The 23485-nt window shown below is 70.7% G+C and carries 17 protein-coding genes, 1 pseudogene and 2 riboswitches; of the genes and pseudogenes, 11 read left to right on the forward strand and 7 right to left on the reverse strand.

Going from position 1 to position 23485, the window contains the following annotated elements; all coding sequences use genetic code 11:
* Positions 1 to 125: 125 nt before the first annotated feature.
* Genes cobF through SM447_RS20580 form a run of 3 tightly spaced genes read right to left on the reverse strand, consistent with a single transcriptional unit; the run spans position 126 to position 5139 of the window.
* Positions 126 to 896: a precorrin-6A synthase (deacetylating) gene (gene cobF / locus SM447_RS20570; RefSeq protein WP_474574462.1), complete on the reverse strand. Its 771-nt coding sequence runs from the start codon at positions 894 to 896 to the stop codon at positions 126 to 128.
* A complete protein-coding gene (gene cobN / locus SM447_RS20575; RefSeq protein ID WP_474574463.1) occupies positions 893 to 4489 on the reverse strand; it encodes a cobaltochelatase subunit CobN in 3597 nt (1198 codons plus the stop codon). The genes cobF and cobN overlap by 4 nt, the downstream gene beginning before the upstream one ends.
* Positions 4486 to 5139 (reverse strand): (2Fe-2S) ferredoxin domain-containing protein, encoded by a 654-nt coding sequence (locus SM447_RS20580; protein WP_474574464.1) that lies wholly within the window; start codon positions 5137 to 5139, stop codon positions 4486 to 4488. Before SM447_RS20580 ends, cobN begins: the two co-directional genes overlap by 4 nt.
* A gap of 123 nt (positions 5140 to 5262) precedes the next feature.
* A riboswitch (cobalamin riboswitch) is annotated at positions 5263 to 5444 on the reverse strand.
* A 47-nt stretch (positions 5445 to 5491) separates the two neighbouring features.
* Here SM447_RS20580 and SM447_RS20585 point away from each other — a divergent pair.
* Genes SM447_RS20585 through SM447_RS20595 form a run of 3 tightly spaced genes read left to right on the forward strand, consistent with a single transcriptional unit; the run spans position 5492 to position 8531 of the window.
* Positions 5492 to 6370: a sulfite reductase subunit beta gene (locus SM447_RS20585; protein WP_474574465.1), complete on the forward strand. Its 879-nt coding sequence runs from the start codon at positions 5492 to 5494 to the stop codon at positions 6368 to 6370.
* Positions 6371 to 6402: 32 nt separating this feature from the next.
* Positions 6403 to 7032 carry a precorrin-8X methylmutase gene (locus SM447_RS20590; protein ID WP_474574466.1) on the forward strand — a complete coding sequence of 210 codons (630 nt, stop codon included), beginning with the start codon at positions 6403 to 6405 and terminating at the stop codon, positions 7030 to 7032.
* Positions 7029 to 8531: a precorrin-2 C(20)-methyltransferase gene (locus SM447_RS20595; protein ID WP_474574467.1), complete on the forward strand. Its 1503-nt coding sequence runs from the start codon at positions 7029 to 7031 to the stop codon at positions 8529 to 8531. The genes SM447_RS20590 and SM447_RS20595 overlap by 4 nt, the downstream gene beginning before the upstream one ends.
* Here SM447_RS20595 and cobM read toward each other — a convergent pair whose 3' ends face one another.
* Both cobM and cbiE read right to left on the reverse strand, forming a co-directional pair.
* Positions 8532 to 9287: a precorrin-4 C(11)-methyltransferase gene (cobM, locus tag SM447_RS20600; RefSeq protein ID WP_474574468.1), complete on the reverse strand. Its 756-nt coding sequence runs from the start codon at positions 9285 to 9287 to the stop codon at positions 8532 to 8534.
* Positions 9284 to 10492 (reverse strand): precorrin-6y C5,15-methyltransferase (decarboxylating) subunit CbiE, encoded by a 1209-nt coding sequence (gene cbiE / locus SM447_RS20605; RefSeq protein ID WP_474574469.1) that lies wholly within the window; start codon positions 10490 to 10492, stop codon positions 9284 to 9286. The genes cobM and cbiE overlap by 4 nt, the downstream gene beginning before the upstream one ends.
* A 70-nt stretch (positions 10493 to 10562) precedes the next feature.
* Positions 10563 to 10707: riboswitch (cobalamin riboswitch) on the forward strand.
* Positions 10708 to 10753: 46 nt separating this feature from the next.
* Between cbiE and SM447_RS20610 the strand changes: the two genes are divergently transcribed.
* From SM447_RS20610 to SM447_RS20640, 7 genes and pseudogenes are all read left to right on the forward strand, one after another.
* Positions 10754 to 12760 (forward strand): VWA domain-containing protein, encoded by a 2007-nt coding sequence (locus SM447_RS20610; protein ID WP_474574470.1) that lies wholly within the window; start codon positions 10754 to 10756, stop codon positions 12758 to 12760.
* On the forward strand, positions 12760 to 13374 hold the full coding sequence (gene cobO, locus SM447_RS20615) for a cob(I)yrinic acid a,c-diamide adenosyltransferase (RefSeq protein WP_474574471.1): 615 nt from the start codon (positions 12760 to 12762) through the stop codon (positions 13372 to 13374). Before SM447_RS20610 ends, cobO begins: the two co-directional genes overlap by 1 nt.
* A pseudogene (locus SM447_RS20620) lies at positions 13368 to 14696 on the forward strand (cobyrinate a,c-diamide synthase); the annotation flags it as partial. The gene cobO and the pseudogene SM447_RS20620, both read left to right, overlap by 7 nt.
* A 60-nt stretch (positions 14697 to 14756) precedes the next feature.
* Positions 14757 to 15770, forward strand: a complete 1014-nt coding sequence (cobC, locus tag SM447_RS20625; RefSeq protein WP_474574494.1) for an Rv2231c family pyridoxal phosphate-dependent protein CobC — start codon at positions 14757 to 14759, stop codon at positions 15768 to 15770.
* Positions 15761 to 16738: a uroporphyrinogen-III C-methyltransferase gene (cobA, locus tag SM447_RS20630; RefSeq protein WP_474574472.1), complete on the forward strand. Its 978-nt coding sequence runs from the start codon at positions 15761 to 15763 to the stop codon at positions 16736 to 16738. The genes cobC and cobA overlap by 10 nt, the downstream gene beginning before the upstream one ends.
* 196 nt (positions 16739 to 16934) lie before the next feature.
* On the forward strand, positions 16935 to 17141 hold the full coding sequence (locus SM447_RS20635) for a CbtB domain-containing protein (RefSeq protein WP_474574473.1): 207 nt from the start codon (positions 16935 to 16937) through the stop codon (positions 17139 to 17141).
* A 118-nt stretch (positions 17142 to 17259) separates the two neighbouring features.
* A complete protein-coding gene (locus SM447_RS20640; RefSeq protein ID WP_474574474.1) occupies positions 17260 to 18042 on the forward strand; it encodes a CbtA family protein in 783 nt (260 codons plus the stop codon).
* 68 nt (positions 18043 to 18110) lie between these two features.
* On the opposite strand, the gene SM447_RS20645 is transcribed toward SM447_RS20640, so the two are convergent.
* Together SM447_RS20645 and SM447_RS20650 are read right to left on the reverse strand one after the other, a co-directional pair.
* Positions 18111 to 18851 carry a cobalt-precorrin-6A reductase gene (locus SM447_RS20645; RefSeq protein WP_474574475.1) on the reverse strand — a complete coding sequence of 247 codons (741 nt, stop codon included), beginning with the start codon at positions 18849 to 18851 and terminating at the stop codon, positions 18111 to 18113.
* A gap of 199 nt (positions 18852 to 19050) precedes the next feature.
* Positions 19051 to 21951, reverse strand: a complete 2901-nt coding sequence (locus SM447_RS20650) for an AfsR/SARP family transcriptional regulator (RefSeq protein ID WP_474574476.1) — start codon at positions 21949 to 21951, stop codon at positions 19051 to 19053.
* Positions 21952 to 22246: 295 nt separating this feature from the next.
* Between SM447_RS20650 and SM447_RS20655 the strand changes: the two genes are divergently transcribed.
* Positions 22247 to 23380: a hypothetical protein gene (locus SM447_RS20655; protein ID WP_474574477.1), complete on the forward strand. Its 1134-nt coding sequence runs from the start codon at positions 22247 to 22249 to the stop codon at positions 23378 to 23380.
* Positions 23381 to 23485 lie beyond the last annotated feature (105 nt).

The following is a 23485-nucleotide window of genomic DNA, read 5'->3' on the forward strand; positions in this document are numbered from 1 at the left end:
TGCTGGCCCGGGCTGCTGCTGTCCGCGCCGGCCGCCTTTGGAGCCCGCCGGTGCCGAGCCGTAGGTCACTGGGAGGGCCGGCCCAGCCGAGACGGACCGCTGATTACCGCAGCCCGGTCAACCGGTTAGTTGCACGCTCCTCCTCGGCGCAGCAGATAGGTGTCCATCACCCAGCCGCGGGCGCGCTGGGCGATGGCGCGTCGTGCCCAGATGTCATCGGCGACTCGGTCGAGGTGGCCTGCGACGAGCTGCTCGTGGGACGAGCCGAGGTTCGCGCCCCACCAGATCCGCCACCCGGCCGGGTCGGGTAGGCGCCGGCAGGTCAGCGCCCCGTCGAGCATGACGACCAGGTTGTCGCCGCTGGCGGCGTCCTCGAGCAGGCGTCGGCCGGTCGTGATCATGATCGGCCCGCCGATCGTGTTGAGGACCAGGCCGTGCCGGGCCGCGAGCAGTTGGACGCTGCTGAGTCCCGGCACGATCTCCACCTCGACGTCTACGACTCCCCGTTCGACAATGCGGTGGGCCAGCCTGATCGCCGAGTCGTACAGCGCGGGGTCGCCCCACACCAGGACGGCGGCGTCACCGGGGTGGTCCAGCAGCGTCTGCTCCCAGCGGACGACCCGGGCGTCGTGCCAGGCCCGGACGGCGTCCGGGTAGTCGGCCGGGTCGGTACGATCCCGTTCCGGGTCGGGCACGGTAACGAGGCGCCACTTCTTCCGCACATGCCGCGCGCAGATCGCCTCGCGCATGGCGATCAGGTCCGCCGTACCGGGATGCTGCTCGGTCTTGTCGGCGACGAGGAAGTAGTCGACCTCGTTGAGCACCCGGACGGCCTGGGCAGTCACCAGGTCGGGATCTCCCGGTCCGAGCCCCACCAGGGCGAGGCGACGGGTCATGAAGCGTCCTCCAGATCGCCCTCGATCTCGAGGTACACACGCGCCATCTCGGCCATCACCGTGGCGTCCGGCTCGGCCCACAGGCCGCGGTCGGCCGCCTCCGTCAGCCGCTCCACGATGCCACGCAGCGCCCACGGATTTGCCCGGCGCATGAACTGCTGGTTCGTCTCGTCCAGGACGTACTCCTTGGCCAGCGACTCGTACATCCAGTCGTGTACGACACCGGCCGTGGCGTCGAAGCCGAAGAGATAGTCGACGGTCGCCGCGAGTTCGAATGCGCCCTTGTAGCCGTGGCGCTGCATCGCGGCGATCCACCGTGGATTGACCACCCGGGAACGGAAGACCCGGTTCGTTTCCTCCTGCAGGCTGCGGGTGCGTACGGCGTCGGGGGTCGTCGAGTCGCCGACGTACGCTCTCGGTTCGGTCCCGGTCAGCGCGCGGACCGTCGCGATCATGCCTCCGTGGTATTGGAAGTAGTCGTCGGAGTCGGCGATGTCGTGCTCGCGGGAGTCGATGTTCTTGGCCGCTACCGCGATGCGTCGGTAGCTGCTGCGCAGCTCGTCGCTGGCGGCGACCCCGTTCAGCCCCCGGCCGTAGGCGAAGCCGCCCCACGCGGTGTAGACCTCGGCGAGGTCGGCGTCGTCGCGCCAGGTGCCGGACTCCACCACCTGCAGGATCCCCGCGCCGTACGAGCCGGGCTTCGAGCCGAAGATCCGCGTCGTGGCGCGGCGCAGGTCGCCGTGCTCGGCCAGGTCCTGGCGGGTGTGGGCGCGCACGAAGTTGAGCTCGTCGGGCTCGTCGAGCTGCGCGACGAGCTGCACCGCGTCGTCGAGGATCTCGATGACGTGTGGGAAGGCGTCCCGGAAGAAGCCAGAGATGCGGACGGTCACGTCGATGCGGGGGCGACCCAGCTCGTTCAGGTCGATGACCTCCAGGCCGTTGACCCGCCGAGAGGCAGGATCCCACGTGGGCCGAACACCGAGCAGCGCGAGCACCTCGGCGATGTCGTCGCCGGAGGTACGCATGGCGGAGGTCCCCCATACCGACAGGCCGACGGAGCGAGGGTGCTCACCGGTGTCCGCCAGGTGCCGGGCGACGAGCGACTCCGCCATCGCCTGGCCGGTCTCCCAGGCCAGTCGGGAGGGCACCGCCCTCGGGTCGACGGTGTAGAAGTTTCGCCCGGTGGGCAGGACGTTCACCAGGCCGCGCAACGGGGACCCGGACGGGCCGGCCGGGACGAACCCGCCGTCCAGGGCGTGCAGCACGTTGCTCAGCTCGTCGGTCGTGGCCGCCAGGCGGGGAACTACCTGCTCGGCGGCGAACCGCAGGACGTTTCGCACTACCGGGTCCTGATGCACGGACTCGACGGCCGCGACGTCCCAGCCCGCCTTCTCCATCGCGCTCACGAGGGCTCGCGCCTGGGTCTCGACCGCGTCGACCTCGGCGAGTGGGGCGTCCTCGGTCAGGCCAAGCGCCGTGCGCAGCCCGGGCAGCGCCTTCTCCTGCCCGCCCCAGACCTGGGTCGCCCGCAGTACGGCCAGCACGAGGTTGACGCGGGCCTCGCCGACCGGTGCCTGGCCCAGGACGTGCAGCCCGTCGCGGATCTGCACGTCTTTGATTTCGCACAGCCAGCCGTCGACGTGCAGCAGGAAGTCGTCGAACTCCTCGTCGCCGGGGCGCTCCTCCAGACCCAGGTCACGATGCATCTGGGCGGACTGCATGAGGGTCCAGATCTGCTGGCGGACCGCCGGGAGTTTGGCCGGGTCCATTGCGGCGACGTTGGCGTGCTCGTCGAGCAGTTGCTCCAGCTTGGCGATGTCGCCGTACCCCTCGGCGCGTGCCATCGGCGGAACCAGGTGGTCGACGATCGTGGCGTGGGCGCGGCGCTTGGCCTGTGCTCCCTCGCCGGGGTCGTTGACCAGGAACGGGTAGATGAGTGGCATGCTGCCGATGGCCGCGTCGGTGGCGCAGGCGGCCGACAGCGCCGCGTTCTTGCCCGGTAGCCACTCCATCGAGCCGTGCTTGCCGAGGTGAACGACCGCATCGGCGCCGAAGCCGTTCTCGAGCCAGCGGTAGGCGGCCAGGTAATGGTGTGAGGGTGGCATGCCCGGGTCGTGGTAGATCGCGATCGGGTTCTCCCCGAAGCCACGCGGCGGCTGGATGAGGATCACCACGTTGCCCGCGCGCAGGGTCGCCAATACGATGTCGCCGGCGTCGTCGACGAACAGCGAGCCGGGCGGCGCACCCCAGGTCTCGGTCATCGCGTCGCGCAGCGCGGCGGGCAGGTCCGCGGTCCAGCGCAGGTACTCCTCGCGGCTGATGCGGACGTGGGACTCGCTCAGTTGAGCCTGGGTGAGCCACTCCTCGTCCTGACCACCGGCGGCGATGAGTGCGTGGATCAGCGCGTTGCCCGACGTGGTGTCTGCGTCCTCGCCCTCGACCGCCGGCAGCGGGTCCAGGCCCGGGATCTCGCCGGGCGCGCCGAGGTCGTAGCCGGCCGCACGCATGCGACGCAGCAGCCGGATCGCGGAGACGGGCGTATCCAGGCCGACGGCGTTGCCGATCCGGCTGTGCTTGGTCGGGTAGGCGGACAGCACGAGCGCGACCTTGCGCTCGGCGGGCGCCAGGTGCCGCAGCCGCGCGTGGTTCACCGCGATGTTGGCGACCCGGGCGCACCGCTCGGCGTCGGTCTCGTAGCGGGGCAGGCCGTCGTCATCGACCTCCTTGAACGAGAACGGTACGGTGATCAGCCGGCCGTCGAACTCGGGGATGGCGATCTGGGTGGCCGAGTCCAGCGGGGTGACGCCGTCGTCGGAGGCCTCCCACTCGGCCTTCGTCGAGGTCAACGCGAGTGCCTGCAGTACGGGGACGTCCAGTGCCCGGAGCCGCTCGACGTCCCACGACTCGTCGTCCCCGCCGGCGCCGGCCGTGGCGGGTCTGGAGCCCCCGGCCGCGAGCACGGTGACGACGATCGCGTCGAGGGTGGCGAGCTCGTCGAACAGGTCGTCGGGGGCCGCGCGCAGCGACGACACGAAGAGCGGGACGCCGGTGGCCTTGCCGGTGGCGTCGACCGCGTCGGCCAGGTCGTGGGCGAAGCCGCGGTTGCCGCTCACCTCATGGGCCCGGTAGTACACGATGCCGACGCGCGGCCGGTCGCCGGTGGCCTTGCGGGATACCCCCCACTCGGGCAGCACCGCCGGGGGATCGAAGCCCTCGCCGGTCAGCAGCACGGTGTCGGAGAGAAAGGCGTGCATCTGCCGCAGGTTCTCCGGGCCGCCCTCGGCGAGGTAACGGTGAGCTTCGGCGCACACCCCGATCGGAACCGTCGACAGCTCCATCAGGGCGGCGTTGGGCGTGCGTTCACCGCCGAGCACCACGCAGGGACGGCCGGACGCGTGGACCAGCGCGGTGAGGTCGCGAACGTCCTCGGGTGACCCGAGGACTCGCAGCACGACGAGATCCGCGTCGGCGACGAGCGCGTCGCGGCGCTCGTCGGTGGCCCGGGCGGGGTTCAACCAGGAGTAGCCCGCCCCGCTGGCACGTGCCGAGAGCAGGTCGGTGTCCGAAGTCGACATCAGAGCGATACGGGTCATGCTTCTCCTTCGATGGGCGCAGGCATGCTCGGGATGCGCAGGTCGTCGACGGGCCGGCCGGCGCCCAGGTGCTCGCGGACCAGCCGCTCGGCGCTGTCGGTGCGCACCGGGCCGTACCAGGTGCCGTCGGGATGCACCACGGCCACCGGCCCGTGGTTGCACGGGAACAGGCAACCGGTCTGTGCCATCAGGACGTCGGTGTCGGTGAGGCCCGTCACCACGAGGCAGCGGAGGATCTCGCGGTACGTCTCGTCCGCGCCGCGGGCGCTGCACCGCGGGCCGCGACAGACCAACAGGTGATGCCGGTACCGCGGCGGCCGCTCCCACGCCGGTGACGAGAGGGACGCCTCGCCGCCGGTGATGGTGCGACCGACGAATTCGATCACCGGCGGGTCGACCTGCTGTCGGTGCCAGTGGCCGGCAACCCGACCGATCCAGGATCGCGCATCCGCACGCTCCTCCGTGCTCACCGGCTCCAACCGGATGGCACGGACGCCGTCGGCGTGCAGCCGATCGAGCAGGTGGGTCAGCGTCGGGTCACCGCCTTGCAGGAACGCCAGCTGGGCGCCGGCGGCTTGCGCACGCCGGTGCAACTGGTCGGTGCGGGCGGCGTCCTGCAGCAGCGTCGCGACATGGACGAGCACGCTCACGGCTGCCGCTGCCCCATCGCCAGGTCCATGAGGTTGTACCGCTCGACGGCGGACGGAGGTACCCGCACGTGTTCCCCTTACGAGGTCGGGGGCTGTTTCGCGAAGCCCGGTCAGACCAGACGGCGAGTGCCGTGAGGGCCAGCAGGTCTTCGGACTCGGGATCGTCCGGACGGAGCGCCTTCCCAGACCGGTCGGTCCAGTGGCGTCGTGCTCCGCCCGTCACCCACACCGCTGCGCGTCAGTCCCGGATTCGCACCGGGTTCCCTGGCTCATCGCTGAGTTCGACTGGCGAGAGGACCGTAGCAGCCCGGCCGTCAGGCAGGAAACAGCCGGATCCTGGCACCATGACGCCATGACTCCACGCACCCGACGCGACCTGTGTCCGGGCCTGCTGCGGCCGTGGATCGCCGAGGACGGCGCACTGATCCGCGTACGGTTGCCGGGGGGAATCCTTCCCACCGGCGCGCTCGTGGCCCTGACGGACGTGGCCGAGCAGCACGGCGACGGTGCGATACGCCTGACCAGCCGCGCCAACCTCCAGCTGCGGGGCTTTGACCACGACGGCGGGTTTCTGCCCGACCCGGTCGTCGATGCGGTGATGTCCACGGATTTGATCCCGTCGCCGTCCCACGAGCGGGTGCGCAACATCATGGTCTCTCCGCTGACCGGACGGGTCGGTGGACGGGTCGACCTGCGGCCGGTCGTACGCCAGCTCGATGAACTGGTGTGCGCCGAGGCCGGTCTCGTCGAACTGCCCGGCCGGTTCCTGTTCGTCCTCGACGACGGGCGCGGTGATGTGGCCGGCCGGGACCTCGACCTCGGTCTGGTCGCCGTCGACGCTGACCATGCCCAGATCCGTGCCGGCCGCTCGGACTGGGGCGAAGTGGTGGCCCTCGACCGTGCCGCGCCGGCCCTGACGAGGCTCGCCGCTCGTTTCGTCGAGGCCGCCGGAACGCAGCCGGGGTCCCCGTGGCATGTTGACGAGCTGCCCGCAGGCGGTGAAACCCTGCTGGGCAACCGCGTCGCGGCCCTCCCCGGCACCCGGGTGGCCACCGGCCCGCCGACCCTTGGCATGATCACCCAGGACGACGGGCGCCACGCGCTGCACCTCGCCGTGCCCGGCAGCGGCCTGGACCGGCGCCTGGTAAACGAGATCGTCGCCTGGGGCACCCCGCACGTCGTCGTCACGCCGTGGCGCACCCTGATCGTGCCCGACCTGGAGAACGCATGACCCTCGCCCCGCCCACACGCCGCTACGACTACGTGACCGACGGCGCGCAGATCTACGTCGATTCGTTCGCGACCATCCGCGCCGAGGCCGACCTGTCGGGCATCCCGGTCGACGCGGAGAAAGTCGCGGTCCGGATGATTCACGCGTGCGGGCAGACCGACCTGGCTCGCGACCTGGTCATCCACCCGGCGCTGGTCGCCGCGGCCCGCTCGGCGCTGCAGTCGGGCGCCCCGATCCTCACCGATGCGCAGATGGTCGCATCGGGCGTGACCCGGGCCAGGTTGCCGCGCGACAACGAGGTCCGCTGCCTGCTGCGTGACGCCCGCGTCCCCGGCATCGCCCGCGCCTGGTCGACCACGCGCTCGGCCGCCGCCGTCTCGCTGTGGGCTGAACACCTCGATGGCGCCGTCGTCGCGTTCGGCAACGCGCCGACCGCGCTGTTCCACCTGCTGGAGATGCTGCACGACGGCGCACCGCGGCCGGCTGCGGTCATCGGCACTCCGGTCGGCTTCGTCGGGGCCGCCGAGGCCAAGCAGGCGCTGATCGACCTTGCCTGCGACGACCCGGACCTCGACGTGCCGTACCTCGTCGTCACCGGCCGCCGCGGCGGCTCGGCGATGGCCGCCTCGGCCCTCAACGCCCTCGCACAGGAGCAGGAATGAGCGGCGTCCTGTACGGCGTCGGCGTCGGCCCCGGCGATCCCGAGCTGATCACGCTCAAGGCCGCCCGGATCATCGGCTCGGCGGACGTGGTGGCCTACCACCAAGGCGTCGGCAAGAGTTCGAACGCCCGGCGGATCGCGGCTGGCCTGCTGCCGGACGGCGTGGTCGAGGAGGCCCTCGTCTACCCGGTCACGACGCAGGCGACCGATCACCTGGGCGGGTATGCCGGCGCGATGGCCGACTTCTACCTCGAGTGCGCCGAGCGCCTGCGTCGCCACCTGACCGCGGGCCGCGACGTCGTCGTGCTGTCCGAGGGTGACCCGATGCTCTACGGATCGTTCATGTACCTGCACGACCGCCTGAGCGACGAATTCCAGACGCACGTCGTCGCCGGTGTCCCGGCGTTCGCGGCCGCCACCGCCACCACCGCGCTCCCCCTGGTACGCCAGACCGACGTGCTCACGGTGCTGTCAGGCACCCTGCCCGAGCCGGAGCTGGCACGGCGCCTGGCCGACACCGACGGCGCGGTGATCATGAAGCTCGGCCGCACGTTCGCGAAGGTCCGCTCAGCGTTGGAGCAGGCTGGCCGCATCGAGGGTTCCTGGTACGTCGAACGCGCCTCGACGGACGCCGAACGGGTGCTCCCCGTCTCCGACGTCGACCCCGCGACGGTCCCGTACTTCTCTATCGTCCTGGTGCCGGGCGACACGCGTCCCGGCGTCGCCCGCTACGACCGGCCCGAACGCGAGCCGGTCCGGGCGGTGCCCGGCGCGGAGGTCGTCGTGGTAGGGCTGGGGCCCGGACCGGACGAGTGGCTTTCCCCCGAGGCCTCGCACGTGTTGGCCGAGGTGGACCACGTCGTCGGTTACGGACCATACGTGCAGCGTGTGCCGCAACGGCCCGGGCTGGTACGGCACGCGTCCGGCAACAGCGTCGAGGTGGACCGCGCCCGGGCTGCGCTCGATCTCGCGTTGGCCGGTGCGCGGGTCGCGGTGGTATCCGGTGGCGACGCCGGCATCTTCGGCATGGCGTCGGCCGTGTTCGAAGCTGCCGAGGACCCTCGCTACGCCGACGTCACGGTCCGCGTGGTGCCGGGCATCTCGGCGGTCCAGGCCGTCGCGGCGCGTGCGGGCGCGCCGATCGGCGCCGATTTCGCGGTGCTGAGCCTCTCCGACCGGCTCAAGCCGTGGGAGGTGGTGGAGAAGCGACTGCGCGCCGTGGCCGAGGCCGACCTGGTGCTCGCGCTGTTCAACCCGCGCTCGCGCTCACGCACCGAGCAGTTGGCACGGGCCAAGGCGGTACTGCTGGAACAGAAGCCGCCGGCCACGGTCGTGGTCGTCGGGCGCGACGTCGGACGGCCCGGCGAGAGCCTCTCCGTGACGACTCTCGGCGAGCTGGAGCCGGAGACGATCGACATGAGGTGTCTCGTGCTCATCGGCGCCTCGGCCACCCGCGTCACCGACAACGGCCAGGTCTGGAGTCCTCGATTCGTGCGGTGATCAGGCGCGGGCGCGCCGCTCGCGGCCGGCCGCGTACAGAAACGACTCGCCGCCGCGGACATCTGGCGCCAGCGCCGGCCCGACGAGGATGACGGCGGCCTGGCGCAACTGTGCGGCCTCCACCTGCTCTCCGATGTCAGCCAGCGTCCCGCGCAGCACGAGTTCACCGGGCTGGGTGGCCCGGGACACCACCACGGCAGGGCAGGTCGCCCCGTAATGCTCGGCCAGCTCGGCGGCCAGCTCCCGGGTCCGGGTGATCGCCAGGTGCAGCGCCAGTGTCGCGCCGGTCGCCGCGAAAGCGGCGAGCTTCTCCCCTTCGGGCATCGCCGTCGAGCGGGCCTGGGCGCGGGTGAGCACAACGGACTGGGCCAGCTCGGGAACGGTCAGCTCGGCACCCACGATGGCGGCGGCCGCGGCGTAGGCGGGCACGCCGGGGGTGATGTCCCACGGCACCTGGGCCGCGTCGAGCCGGCGAGCCTGCTCGTGGACGGCCGAGTACAGCGACGGGTCCCCGGAACACAGTCGGACCACCTCGAGGCCTCCGGCGTGCGCCCGGATCAGCTGGGCGGTGATCTCGTCCAGGTCGAGGTGCTGGGTGTCCACCAGGCGGGCGTCCGGGCGGCAGTGTCCGAGCACTTCCGCGTCCAGATAGGTGCCCGCGTACAGGCAGACGTCGGCAGCGTTCAGTAGCCGCACGGCCCGTAGCGTGAGCAGGTCGGCGGCGCCGGGTCCGGCCCCGACGAAGTGGACGGTCATGACGCTCCCTTGGTGATGGACCATTGGCTGACCGCCCGCCCCGGCGACCAGCCGGTGAAACGGCCGAGCGGTTCGGCTCGCTCGACGTGCAGCCGTACCAGCTCGCCGCCGTGGCGGCGGTAACGCTCCAGCAGGACGGCCTCGGTCTCGGCCGTGACGCCGTGCACGACGAGCCGCCCGCCGGGACGCAACGCCGCCCAGCAGCCGTCCAGCACCCCCGGCGTCGTCGCGCCCCCACCCACGAACACCGCGTCGGGACGTCGCAGGTGCCGCAGTGCGTCGGGCGCCCTTGCCTGGACCACTTCGAGCGAGGGCACCCCGTGGCGCTGCGCGTTGGCACGAACCAGGGCGGCCCGATCGGCACGTGGCTCGATCGCGACCGCATGGGCTGTCGGCCACGCGCGCATCCACTCCACCCCGATCGACCCGCTGCCGGCACCGACATCCCACAGCAGTTGCCCGGGTGCGGACGACAGCCGCGCCAGCGCGCTGGCACGCAGGTCGCGCTTGGTGATCTGCCCGGTGTGCTCGAACGCCTCGTCCGGCAGCACTCCTCCGGTCGCCCACCCCGGCCCGGTCCCCCGGACCTGCACGGCCACGATGTTCAGCCTCGGCACACCGGCGACATTCCAGCTGCGCGCCACCGCCTCCACCCGCGACTCCGTCGGCGACCCCAGGTCCCCGAGCACGACCAGCCGCGAGTCACCCCAGCGGTGTTCCGCGAGCAACCCCGCGACGGCCGCGGGCGTCGACTCGTCACTGGACAGCACCAGCAGCCGGCGGCCTGCGGCGAGGGCCGGCACGAGCAGCCGGGTGTCCCGGCCCACCAGGCTGATCACCGTCGTGGTCTCGGCCGGCCAGCCCAGCCTCGCCCGTGCGAGAGCGACCGATGACACCGCCGGCACGACCGTCACCCGTTCGGCACCGAGGACATCCAGCAACGTCGTGCCGATGCCGGACAGAAGCGGGTCCCCCGAGGCCAGGGCGACGATCGGCGCGCGGCGGGCCGCCAACATGCCGGCGAGGCTCTCGCGGAGCGGGGTGGGCCAGACGACCCGGTCCTGCCCATTGACCGCAGGCATCGACTCGAGGTGCCGGCGGCCGCCCAGCAGGGTCGCCGCGCCGCGTACCAGTGCTCGGGCCGGTTCGGCCAGACCCACCCAACCGTCGGCTCCGAGCCCGACGACGGTGACGTGCGCGCTCATGGGGGTGAACCTTAACCCCGCGTGTTCCGGACCTGGACCCTTGCCTAGACCGACAGGACAGCGTCTAGGGTGGCTGGCGAAGGTTCGAGGTGCCCCACGGCCGACGGCTACGGGGAGAATCTGGGAAGCCGGTGAAAGTCCGGCACAGGGCCCGCTGCGGTGACCCCGGCACAGACCGGGGAAGTCCGAAGACCGGCCTCGATCCGAACCGCGACGCGACCGCGACGTGGACCGCCATGGCAGATCGAGCGGGAGCCCTACATGCCAGCGCAGTACCCTTTCTGTGCCGTCGTCGGCTCTGACGACATGACCCTCGCCCTCACCCTGGTCGCCATTGACCCGCTCATCGGCGGTGTCCTGGTCCGTGGGGAGAAGGGCACCGCCAAGACCACCACCGTCCGGGCACTGGCCCACGTGCTGCCAGCCGTCCGGGTCTTCGAGGGCGACCGTTTCTCCGTCGACCCGGACAATTCCGCAGAGCTGTCTCCCGACGGACCGTTCAAGCCGAGCGCACGAGTCGTCGAGCGCCCGGTTCGGCTCGTGGAGCTTCCGATCGGTGCCAGCGACGACCGGGTGACCGGCTCCCTTCAACTCGACGCCGCGCTGCGCGACGGTGTCGTCGCCTTCGAGCCGGGTCTGCTGGCTCGTGCCCACCGCGGCCTGCTCTACGTCGACGAGGTGAACCTGCTGCACGACCACCTGGTCGACCTGTTGCTGGACGCCGCCGCCACCGGGCGGGTAAGTGTCGAACGCGACGGCATCTCCGTCGAACACGCCTCCCGGTTCGTGCTGATCGGCACGATGAACCCCGAGGAGGGTGAGCTACGCCCGCAACTGCTGGACCGCTTCGGCCTGACCGTCGAGGTGGCCGCTCCGCGCGATCCGGCGCTGCGCGCGGAGGCCGTTCGCCGCCGGCTGGCCTTCGACGCCGACCCCGACACGTTCACCGCTGCCTGGGCGCCCGCGCAGGCACAGCTGCGCGCCCGTCTGGCCGAAGCGCAACGCTCGGTGGCTGCGGTGACGCTCGACACGGAAACGCTGACGGCGATCGGTGAGATCTGTGCCGCGTTCGACGTCGACGGGCTCCGCGCCGACCTGGTGACCGCCCGGACGGCCGCCGCACACGCCGCCTGGCAGGGACGTGACCAGGTGACCCGCGCGGATATCCGGGTGGCGGCCCGGCTTGCCCTGCCGCACCGGCGTCGACGCAACCCGTTCGACGAGCCGGGCCTGGACGAGGAACGCCTCGACCAGCTACTCGGCCGCGACGATCCCGGCCCCGAGGATGACGGCCCGGGTGACGGCCCCGGCGGGACGCGGCACGACGATCGGGCCGAACAGGCACCCGCGGACGGCACGTCAGAGTCCCTTTCGCGCTCCGCTGCCGAGCCCGGCCGGCAGGCGCCACCGGCGGATCCGGCGAGCGAGACGGTCGCCCCGGCTGGCCAGCCGGTACGCGCCCGGCTGCTCGTCGTGCACGGCACCGGGAAAGGCCAGTCCGGACGCCGCTCGCAAGCGCGTACCCCGCAGGGCCGCGTCGCCGGGGTAAAACGCGACCGGTCCACCACCGGTCGGCTTCACCTGCCCGCCACCATCGCCGCCGCCGCACCGCACCAGGTTTCCCGTGGTGGCCGCACCGCCGGACGTGGCCTCGTGCTGTCCACTGCCGACCTGCGTCGAGCCGAGACCGTCGGTCGGGAATCCAACCTCGTCCTGCTCTGTGTCGACGCGTCCGGCTCGATGGCGGCACGGCGCCGGATGGAGCAGGTCAAAGCAGCGGTCCTCGCGCTGCTGCTGGACGCCTACCGTCGTCGTGACAAGGTGGCCCTGGTGACGTTCCGCCAGCAGACCGCGGACGTCACGTTGCCGCCGACCGGCTCGGTCGACGTCGCCGCACGCCGTCTGGCCCAGCTGCCCGCCGGCGGACGAACCCCACTCGCCGAAGGCCTCGAGCAGTCGGCGGGGGTGCTGCGCCGGGAGACGCTGCGCGACCCGGTGCGCCGTGCCTTGCTCGTGGTGGTCACCGACGGGCGGGCCACGGCCGGGCCCGATGCGCTCGGGCGTGCCCATCGCAACGCCCGGCGCCTCGCCGCGTCCGGCGTGCAGAGCGTTGTCGTCGACTGCGAGACAGGCCGCTTCCGGCTCGGGTTGGCGGCTCAGCTCGCCGCCCACCTACGGGCCGAGTACGTGCCACTCGGCGAGGTGACGGCCGACGGTCTCACCGGTGTGGTGCACGCCGCGACCGCCCAGCGCGAGGCGGTGGCCTGATGCCGCAGGGAAAGCCGCTCGTCGTGCCCGAAGACGGGCTCAGCACGCGGCAGCGTCGCAACCGGCCGCTGCTCATGGTCCACACCGGAAACGGCAAGGGAAAGTCGACCGCCGCCTTCGGCCTGGCGATGCGGGCATGGAACCAGGGCTGGGATATCGGCGTCTTCCAGTTCGTCAAGTCCGCCAAGTGGCGCATCGGCGAGCAGACCGTGCTCGAACGCCTCGCCCGGCTGCACGAGGAGACCGGCGAAGGCGGCCCGGTCGAGTGGCACAAGATGGGCTCGGGCTGGTCATGGAGCCGCAAGAGCGGCACCGACGAAGACCACGCCGCCGCGGCAGCGGAGGGGTGGGCCGAAGTCAAGCGACGCATCCAGGCCGAGCGGCACCGCCTGTACGTGCTCGACGAGTTCACCTACCCGATGCAGTGGGGCTGGGTGGACGTCGACGATGTCGTCGAGACCCTGGCGAACCGCCCGGGAACCCAGCACGTGGTCGTCACAGGCCGCCACGCGGATCCACGCCTGCTGGAGGTCGCCGATCTGGTCACCGAGATGCAGCATGTGAAGCACCCGATGGACGTGGGCCAGAAGGGCCAGCGGGGCATCGAATGGTGACCCTGCCACGGGTCCTCGTGGCGGCACCGGCCTCCGGGCACGGCAAGACGACGGTCGCGACCGGGCTGATGGCCGCGCTCGCCGCCCGCGGGCACGTCGTCTCCGGCCACAAGGTGGGGCCGGACTACATCGACCCCGGTTACCACAGCCTCGCCACCGGCCGCCCCGGCCGCAATCTCGACCCCCATCTGGTCGGCCCTTCGCTCATCGTGCCCCTGCTGCTGCACGGTGCTCGGGATGCCGGCATCGCGGTCATCGAAGGCGTGATGGGTTTGTTCGACGGCCAGATCGGCGGCGACGGGTTCGCCTCGACCGCGCACGTCGCGACGCTGACCCAAACGCCGGTCGTCCTCGTCGTGGACGTCTCGCACGCCGCACGCAGCGTCGGCGCGGTCGTGCACGGCATGGCGACCTTCGAGCCCGGCGTCACGATCGCCGGCGTCGTACTCAACAAGGCCGGCTCCCCCCGCCATGCCGCCGAGGTCGCCCGGGCCGTGGATTCCATTGGCATCCCCGTCCTGGGCATCCTCCGGCGTGACCAGGGAGTCAGCGCCCCCTCACGGCACCTCGGGCTCGTTCCGGCCGCCGAACGCGACACGGCGGCCGATTCGCTCGGCCGGCTCGCTGAGCAGGTCGCGGCGCACGTGGACCTGAACGCCGTCCTGGAGATCTCGCGCACCGCACCGGGCATCGAGGCGGCACCCTGGGAACCCAGCCGGCAGGTCCGCCGCTCGTCCTGCACGGCTCCCGTGGTGGCGGTCGCGGCCGGCCGCGCGTTCACCTTCCGCTACACCGAGACCACCGAACTGCTCGAAGCGGCGGGATGCGCCATCGTCCCCTTCGATCCCGCGACTGACCCCCACCTACCCAGCGGCACTCGAGGGCTGTACCTGGGCGGTGGCTTCCCGGAGGTACACGCCGCAGCGCTGAGCGCGAACACGAGCCTGCGCGCCGAGCTGCGCCAAGCCGTGCTGGACGGCGTCCCGACCGTCGCCGAATGCGCCGGCCTGCTGTACCTGTGCCACACCGTCGACGGCCACCCCATGGTGGGGGCCCTCGACGCGGACGCCGCGATGACGCCGCGCCTCACCCTGGCCTACCGGCGGCCCGCCCTGGCCGACGACCAGCTCCTCGGGCCGGCCGGGACCGTCGCGACCGCGCACGAGTTCCACCGCACGGCCGTCGCCCCGGTGCACGGCGACCGCCCGGCCTGGACGGTCGACGCCAAGCCCGTCGGTTACGCCGGCCCCACCCTGAGCGCCTCCTACCTGCACGTGCACTGGGCCGGTCACCCTCACCTCGCCCAATCCTTCGCCGACGCCGTCGCGTCGCAATCCCGCCCCGCCCTGCGCGCCCCGGTGCCGCCCGAGCCGGCGTCAGTGGTGTGCCCGCCGCCAGCCGACACGGAGGCCGAGACCGGCAACGACCTGCTCGACCTCGCGGACGACAGGAGCCGGCTGCCTAGGCCGGATTGGCTTGACCAGTCACTGCGTGACGGTATCGCCGCCTGCACCAGCTACCCCGACACCACGGTGGCGCAGCGGGCAGTGGCACGGCGTCACCACCGCTGCCCCGATGACGTCCTCGTCACCGCCGGGGCCACCGAGGCGTTCTTCCTGGTCGCCCGAGCCCGGCCGTGGCAGCACCCGGTCGTCGTGCATCCGCAGCTCACCCCGCCGGACGTTGCCTTGCGCACCGCCGGCCGCACCGCGGTCCACGTCCTCTGCCGGTCCGGGAACGGCTTCGCCCTGGAACCGGATTCCGTCCCCGCGGACGCGGACCTCGTGGTCATCGGCAACCCCACCGACCCGACGGGTCGGTTGCACCCGGCTGCGACGATCCGTGCGCTGTGCCGGCCGGGACGGGTGGCGGTGGTCGACGAATCCTTGATGGATTTCGTGCCGGGGCAGCCGGAAAGTCTGGCCGGGCACCGGGTCACGGGTCTGCTGGTCATCCGTACTCTCACCAAGCTGTGGTCCATGCCCGGCATCCGCGCCGGTTACGTCATCGGTGACCCCGCCGTACTGGCCGACCTGCGCGTGCAGCAGCCGCCGTGGTCGGTCAGCACCCCTGCCCTGTACGCCATCGCGGCGACCGCAGGTCCCGAGGCATCACGCGAGGTTGGACGGCAAGCGCATCGAGTCGAGCAGCACCGGCGGGTCCTCGTCGATGGGCTCAGTGCACTCGGTGTCGAGGTCGCCGCTTCCAGTGCCCCGTTCGTGCTCGCGCGGCTGAGGTCGGCCGCCCGTATCCGGCTGCGCGGCGCAGGTATCGCCGCGCGTCGCGTCGACACGGTTCCCGGTCTGGACGAGACCTGGCTACGCATCACAGTGCCCGAGCCTGCGGCCACCCGCCACCTGATCACCGCACTGGGAGTCCACACCGCATGGAGATGAACGTCACCGGACGCTGCGTCCTCGTCCTGGACGGCGCCGCCCATGCCGTCCCGATCGTCGCGGGACTGCTGCGCGACGGCGCCGACGTGACCGTCCATGCCGCCACCGTCTGCGCCGCCTTGGAGGACCTCGCCCAGCGCGGCCGACTCAGGTTGACCGCCGAGCCAGTCGACGAGACAACCTTCGACCTGGTCATCCGCTCCGTTACGCGACCGCAAAGTCCGGCTGCCGTCTCAGCCACGGACACCGGCCGCGTGACGCTTGTCGGCGCCGGGCCAGGCGACGCCGGCCTGGTAACGGTCGCCGGACGAGCAGCGATCGAAACCGCCGACGTCGTCGTCGCCGACCGGCTCGCACCCTGGGAGTCGCTGGCCTGGGCGCCTCCGGGCGTGCAGGTCATCGACGTGGCGAAGATCCCGTTCGGGCGCTCGACCAGTCAGGAGGAGATCAACCGGCTCCTCGTCGAGCACGCGAAGTCCGGCAAGCACGTCGTGCGGCTCAAGGGCGGTGACTCGTACGTGTTCGGCCGCGGTTTCGAGGAGGTCCAGGCCTGTAGCGCCGCTGGCGTCCCGGTCACCGTGCTGCCCGGAGTCACCTCCAGCGTCGCGGCACCCGAGTTGGCCGGTATCCCGGTCACCCACCGCGGCCTCGCCCAGGGGTTCACCGTGATATCCGGTCACGTTCCGCCCGGCCATTCGAGTTCCACGCTGGACTACGCCGCACTGGCACGATCCGGTACCACCCTGGTCGTGCTGATGGGTGTGCGGACCCTGCCAGCCATCGCTGAGGCCCTGCTGGACGGCGGGCTGGGGCCCGACACCCCGTGCGCCGTCGTGGCCGACGCCAGCCTGACCAGCCAACGGCTTGTCCGTAGCACGCTGGCGCGCGTCGCCACCGACGCCGCAGCGACCGGCGTCGGTGCCCCGGCCGTCGCGGTCATCGGTGCGGTGGCCGCCCTCGTACCGTGACCACCTGACTACTCAGGCACCGGCGCTACGCCTTCAGGTGGGCTCGCCGCTCTGTTAGCCTCGTGTCACCTTGCTGGCGGAAGCCGGTGTGAATCCGGCGCAGTCGCGCTACTGTGACGCCGCTCGCGGCGAAGCCAGACCCTCCAGCCAAGGCGAACATCCGTCGATGGGACGCTGAATCCCCAAGGAGTGTCACATGTCTCAGGCCACCACGGCCGTGCCGGCCCTTCCCCGCATCCCGGTCTCCGCCCTCGCTCCGTGGGCGGGCTTCTTCACCCTGCTCGCCCTCGTGGTGCTGTTCTTCGTCGGTGCCGAGCAGGGTGCTTTCTCGGTCATCGAGGGCACGATGGTTCACGAGTTCGTCCACGACGCCCGCCACGTCATGGGCTATCCCTGCCACTGACTTCCGCGCGTCATCCCGCCCGGATTCCTGTCCGGGCGGCGCCGACTGCTCCTCTCTTCATCGACATCGCTGACAGATCGTGCTGCCCGCGGTGCTGCCTTCACGATCGGGACCCCAGATGACTCCCCGCACCTTTCTGCTCCGAGGTTTGGTCGCCGGTGCCCTCGCCGGCTTCGCGGCCTTCCTCATCGCCTACGCCATCGCCGAACCCCAGATCAACACCGCCATCGCTATTGAGGAGGCCGGCTCAGCCGCAACCGAGCACAGCCACGACGACACGGCTGCGGGCGACCACAGTCACGGCGAGGCCGCCGACGTATCCCGCGCCACTCAGTCGACGTGGGGCCTGGCCACCGGCACCATCCTGCTCGGCACGGTTCTGGGTGGCGCCAGTGCGCTAGCCGCAGCATTCGCGCTCGGCCGGCTGGGCTCCCTGTCACCACGCTCCTCGACTGCCCTGGTCGCGGCCACCGGGTTCGTCGCGACGGCCCTCGTGCCCTTCCTCAAATACCCGTCCACCCCACCGGCTGTCGGTAGCGGCGACACCATCGGCCAGCGCACCGCCCTGTACTTCGGGTTCTGGACGATCAGCCTCGTCGCCGCGATCGCGGCGGTCATGTTGACGCGCCATCTGCTGGCCCGGCTCGGGGCGTTCGCCAGCGTCGTGATCGGTTGCGCCGGGTACCTCGTCGTCGTGGTCACCGCCGGCCTGATCCTGCCGACGGTCAACGAGGTCGGCAACTTCCCCGCCGACACGCTCTGGTATTACCGCCGCGAGTCGATTCTCACCATCGCCACCCTGTGGGCGGTGCTCGGCGTGGTCCTGACCGGCCTGATCGGTCGCGACGCGGACCGGGCCGCCGAGGCTCAGCGCCGCCGCGAACTCGCCGCCTCCCTGTAGGACGTCGACCGGCCGGATCGCAGGGGCCGCGGCGGTGGTACCGCTGTGCCATCGCCGCGGCGGCCCGCTCAGCGTGTCGGCTGCGCTCGAACCCAGGCGTGGGCCGTTTCCACCTCGGCGACGACACTGACGCCCGTCGGCGCGCCGGCCCGCCGTACGACAACGACAGGAAGCCCGCGCTCGGCTGCGACGTCCAGTTTGGCCACCGTGTGATCCCCGCCTGAGTCCTTCGTCACCAGGACATCCACGTCGGCCATCACACCACGCTCATGCTCGAGCGGGTACGGCCCGCGGCTCTGCAGGACCGTCCAACGGACAGGCAGCATGATCTCGGGTGGGTCGACCACGCGCACCAGGCACCGGTGTTCACGCAGCGGGTCGGCGAAGCGGTGCAGCGACTGGCGGCCAATGGTCAGGAACGGTCGCTCGCCCAGTTGTGCGGCGACCCGTGCGGCCTCATCGTGGTCGTCGACCCAGTGCCACGTCCCGGCGTCGGGTCGCGTCGACCACCCCGGGCGCTCCAGACGCAGCAGCGGCACCCCCGCGCGGCGGCACGCCACCACGGCGTTTGCGCTGATCCGCTCGGCGAACGGGTGGGTGGCATCGACCACCACGTCCACCTCCTCGGCGTCGAGATGGCCGACGAGCCCGTCCACCCCGCCGAACCCGCCTACCCGCACCTCACCGACGGGAAGCCGCGGACGAGCCACCCGCCCGGCGAGCGACGTCACCACCTCGTCGCCGTCGAACACCAATCTGTCGGCCAGCGAGCGCGCCTCCCGCGTCCCGCCCAGCACCAGCACCCTCACCCGTCTGCTCCGATCGTCGACACCGCCCGCGCATCATCTCTCGACGGGAGCAGACGGCGCCTCGACGTCCAGCTGATTGCCGACCAAATCACCGACCCGGACCAGGCTCGGCCTCAAGATCGGCGAGGGTGACACCCGGATGGGCCAGCATCTGCCGCGCTGTAGCGGCACGGGCGCGGCAGGAGAGCATCGCCGGATCTCAGCTCGCGGAAGCAGCGACGATCGCCAGCAGGCGGTCCTGTACGGCGACATCCACATGCTCACCGGCGTTATTGAGGAGGTTGAGGGCTTCGCGACAATGGGCGTGGGCGGTGCGGTGTTCTCCCGTGGCGAGGAGGGCCTCTGCAAGGACGACGAGTGCCCGCGCCTCACGTAGGGGGTCAGCCAGTCCTTCGCTGACTGCCCGGGCAAGGGCGGCCTCGGACAGACAGTAGCGGTGTTGTCCCAGGTGAAGTCGGGCTTCTGCGGCGGCAACGAGCGCGTCGCAACGGATGACATCGTCGTTGACGCGGTGGTGTAGCTCCAGTGCGGCTTGGGCGTGCGAGAGAGAGGCTTCGGGCTGTCCGGTTTCGGCGTTCAGTTCGGCCAGTCCTACGTAGTTGAGACTTTGTCCGCGCAATGATCCGACCTGCTCGCAGATGGTGAGTGCTTCGTGATAGTAGCGGCGGGCCTGGTCAGGCTCGTTGAGTTGTCGATAAGCGTCAGCTAGGTGGTAGAGGGTCGATGCCTCGCCGGCGGCGTTGTCGGCTACCCGGCATGCGGCCAGCACCTGGTTAAAGACGTCGATGGCGGTCATGACGCGGCCCGTGCGGAGGTGGACCGAGGCGAGGTTGTGTAGGCAGGCCAGCTCGATCTCGGCGAAGCCGTTCTCGACGGCCAGGTTCAGGGCTCGGGTAAAGAGCTCGGCTGCGTGCTGGTAGTCGTGGCTGGCGAAGTAGACGGCTCCAAGGTTGGCGAGGGTGCCTGCGCGACCGGGCAGGTGGCCGTCGGCGATGGCGGCGTCGAGGGCCAGGTTCAGCATGTCTCGCAGGTCGTCCTGCGGGCCGGAGCGGTCGTAGACCTCGTGCAGGGTGTCGACGATCTGCCATGCGTGGCGTGGGAAGCCTTCTCGGTTGGCCGCACGGATCACGCTGGGCAGGTTCGTGCGCTCCGCTTCGCACCATCGCATGGCGTCAGCCTCTGACTGGAGCTCGAGTGGTCGGACCCTCGTGGGTTCGGGTAGGTCGGGTACCACGGGGCGTTGTGGCTCCAGCCATCGGATGGCGTTGACGGCGGTGAGCAGGTACCAGTCGAGGAGCCGGTGGAGGGCGGCGTGTCGCTCCTCAAGCAGCCCTTCGAGTCGGTCGCGATTGATGGCGTATCGGTGCAGGAGGTCGTGCATCCGGTATCGACCCACGGCGTCATGGTGGATCAGGTGCGCACGGGCGAGCCGTTCGAGCGCTCGTTCGGTGTTGATCAGGTCTGCTGCCAGCAATGTGGATGCTGCCTCGACTGCGACGGTCGTGCCGGGGAATAGGCCTAGGCTGCGGAAGAGTCGGGCGGGTAGTGGAGCAAGCGCGTTGACCGACCAGGCGAAGACGGTGCCTAAAGTGAGCTCTTTGCTGTCGTCGCCGTCGATATCGAGTAGTCGGTCCCCCAGTTCGTCGGCGAGATCTCCGAGGGGGGTGCTGGGTTGGGAGGCGATGTGTTCGCCGATGATCCGTAGGGCGATCGGTAGTCCGCCGGAGAGTTGTGCCAGCCTGTGCACGGCGGCGGGTTCGGCATCGGCGCGGTGGGGTCCGATGATCCGGGTGAGAAGGCTGTGCCGGTCGGCGTGCGGCAGCGGCGCGATGGTCAGGCTGCGGACGCCGTGTCGGACGCTGAGGCCGCTGAGTCGGTTGCGGCTGATCACGATCATGAGGCTGGTCGGGGACCGGGGTATGAGGTGTTGTGCCTGGTCGGAGTCGAGGACATTGTCGAGGACGATGAGTATGCGTCGGTCGCTCAGTAGTCGGTGGTACAGCGTGCTGCGATGTATGGCGTCGGTGGGGATGCGATCTGCGGGTACACCGAGGCCGGTGAGGAAGCGTCGCATGGCGTCGTCCGGGTGGACTGGTGAGACTTGGCTGTGCGCTTCGGCGTTGAGGTAGAGCTGACCGTCGGGGAACCAGTCGTGGCGGTGGTGGCCCCAGCGGGTGGCGAAGGCGGTTTTTCCTACTCCGGGCATTCCGGTTAGGGCGATCACGTTCGGGGTGCCGCTGTCAGTGGCGAGTGCGTCCAGTTCAGACAGGAGTTCGGCGTGCCCGGTGAAGTCCGGTACGTCGTACGGCAGCTGTCGTGGTACCGGTGATGTCTCGTCCGCGGCGCTTCGGTTGGTGTGGTTATTGCTGTCGGAGTTGGATGGGATCTCCACGAAATCCAGGTGCGGTTCGATGCGCATCTTGCGTCGGTAGCGGCGTCGGAAGGCCACGATGAATTCGCGGGCGTCATGGGTGCGGCCGACCCTGTGCAGGGCGGTTGCCTGGAGGCGGGCGAGTGTCTCGTCGAACTGGTTGTCTGCGATGAGGGGCTCGAGCCGGGTCAACGCTCGGTCGTGGTGGCCGGTGGCCAATTCGCTTCCCGCAAGTAGTTTTTCTGCGGTGAGCAATTGCTCCCGCATGTCGCGCCGGAGATGTTCGCTGCGGGCTCCGCGGAGTTCGGCGAGCGGGTTGTTGCGCCACAGCTGCAGCGCGGTGGTGAGTAGGGCGGTGCAGCGGTCGTGTTGGTCGAGGTCGGCTGCGCGTCGCGCTTCGGCTATGAGTCGACGGAACCGGTGGTAGTCGACCTGTGTTGGTGCGACGCCGAGGCGATAGGCGCTGCTGCCTGGTACTCGTGTCAGGGTCTCGGGTATGCCGGCAGTCCGCAGGGCGGTGCGAAGGCGGCTGGCGAGGGTGTACAGCAGGGTGCGGCAGGTGTCGGGGTCGCGGCCTGGCCACAGAAGTTCCACGATTGTTGTTACTTGCACGGGGTCGCCGGCGTGGTAGAGAAGGGTGGCGAGCAGGCCGCGTTGTTTCGCGCTGCCGAGTGGGATTGATCGTCCGTCGATCCGGAGTTCCGTTGGTCCGAGAATCGTGAACTCCATCGACTCCACCCCCGACAGGATTTATCGATCACCGGCTATTTTATTCTGTTCCATGCAGCAAGGGGCGCCAACCCCACCGCTCAGAGTCCGAAATCGGACATTCCACTGCCAGTTCGATGCAAGCCGGTTGCAAGGTGACGCGCAACCTGATCCGCACGGTGCTCTTCGACGCTGGCCTCCTCGGGCTTCACGAGATGGGGAGGAAGCAATGACGTCGCGGGAATGGTTAGCCGCACCCGTCGGAATCGACGCCGGTCGGTGGGTCACCCGGATGGGGTGCCGCACCGTACTTGCTGTGGCACACACGATCGCCAGCTGCCACCGATTGCTCGACGTGATCGATTACATCGAGGAGGACTCTCGGGTGCAGGTGGTGTTCACCGTGGCGCCGGATGTGTTCAACCAGCAGGTTGCCGGGCACCTGGAGCGACTCGGGGCGCTGGTCCTGCCTTGGCAGCAGGCTGTTCGGGAACGGTTCGACCTCGGCATCGCCGCCTCCTGGGGAGGGCTGCATCAGTTGCACACGCCCTTGCTGGTGATGGCGCACGGTGCCGGCCGCAGCAAGTGGGTCCGGCCGGGACCGTACGGCGGTCCACCTCTCGCGTCCCCTGCGGTCTATGGTCTCGACGCGCAACGGCTGATTCACGGCGGGCGGGTGCTGCCGACCGCCCTCGCCCTGTCCCACGAACACGAACTGGAGGTGCTGCGCCTTCAGTGCCCGGAAGCACTGGAGGTCGCGACGGTCGTCGGCGATCCCTGTTTCGACCGTCTCGTAGCCAGCCTCCCGCACCGGCAGGACTACCGACGCGACCTGGGTGTCGAGGACCATCAGGACCTTGTGGTGGTTTCCTCCACCTGGGGCCCGAACGGCTTGTTCGGGCACGTGCCTGACCTTCTGCCCCTGCTGATGGCCCAACTGCCGCCCGACCGCTACCGGGTTGCTGCGCTCCTGCATCCGGCGGTCTGGGACGCTCACGGGCACCGTCAGGTGAGGGCATGGCTGCGGCACTGCCGTGAGGCAGGACTCCTCCTACCCGACCCTACCCAGGACTGGCGCGCCCTGGTCGTCGCCGCCGATCGCGTTGTCGGCGACCATGGCTCGGTCGCCGCTTACGCCGCAGCCGTCGGGCGCCCGATCCTGTTGCTGCCCGCCCTGCCCGCGATACCCGCCGCCGGCACACCACAACACCTGGTCACCGCCGAGGCCACCTATCTCGATCCTTGCCAGGCGTTGCTGCCTCAACTCGCGGCGGCCCGCGAACTGGACCGGCAAGCAGTGATGTCGGCGCTGACCGGGCACCCGGGGCAGGCCGGCAGGCTGCTGCGCCGTGCGATCTATCGACTTCTCGGCCTCACCGAACCCGGCCGGCACCGCGGTGTCACCCCCGTATCCGTGCCGCACCTGCAGCGTGAGGAGGTCAGGCCGTGACGTGTTGGCCGGAGCCTGTCATCGTGGCACTTCTGCCGTTCCGGCCGTCGTCACTGTTCACCAGGCTGGCCGATGTGGTGCTCACGACCGCTGGGCATGACGACG

It is taken from the genome of Micromonospora aridisoli, from assembly GCF_056150025.1.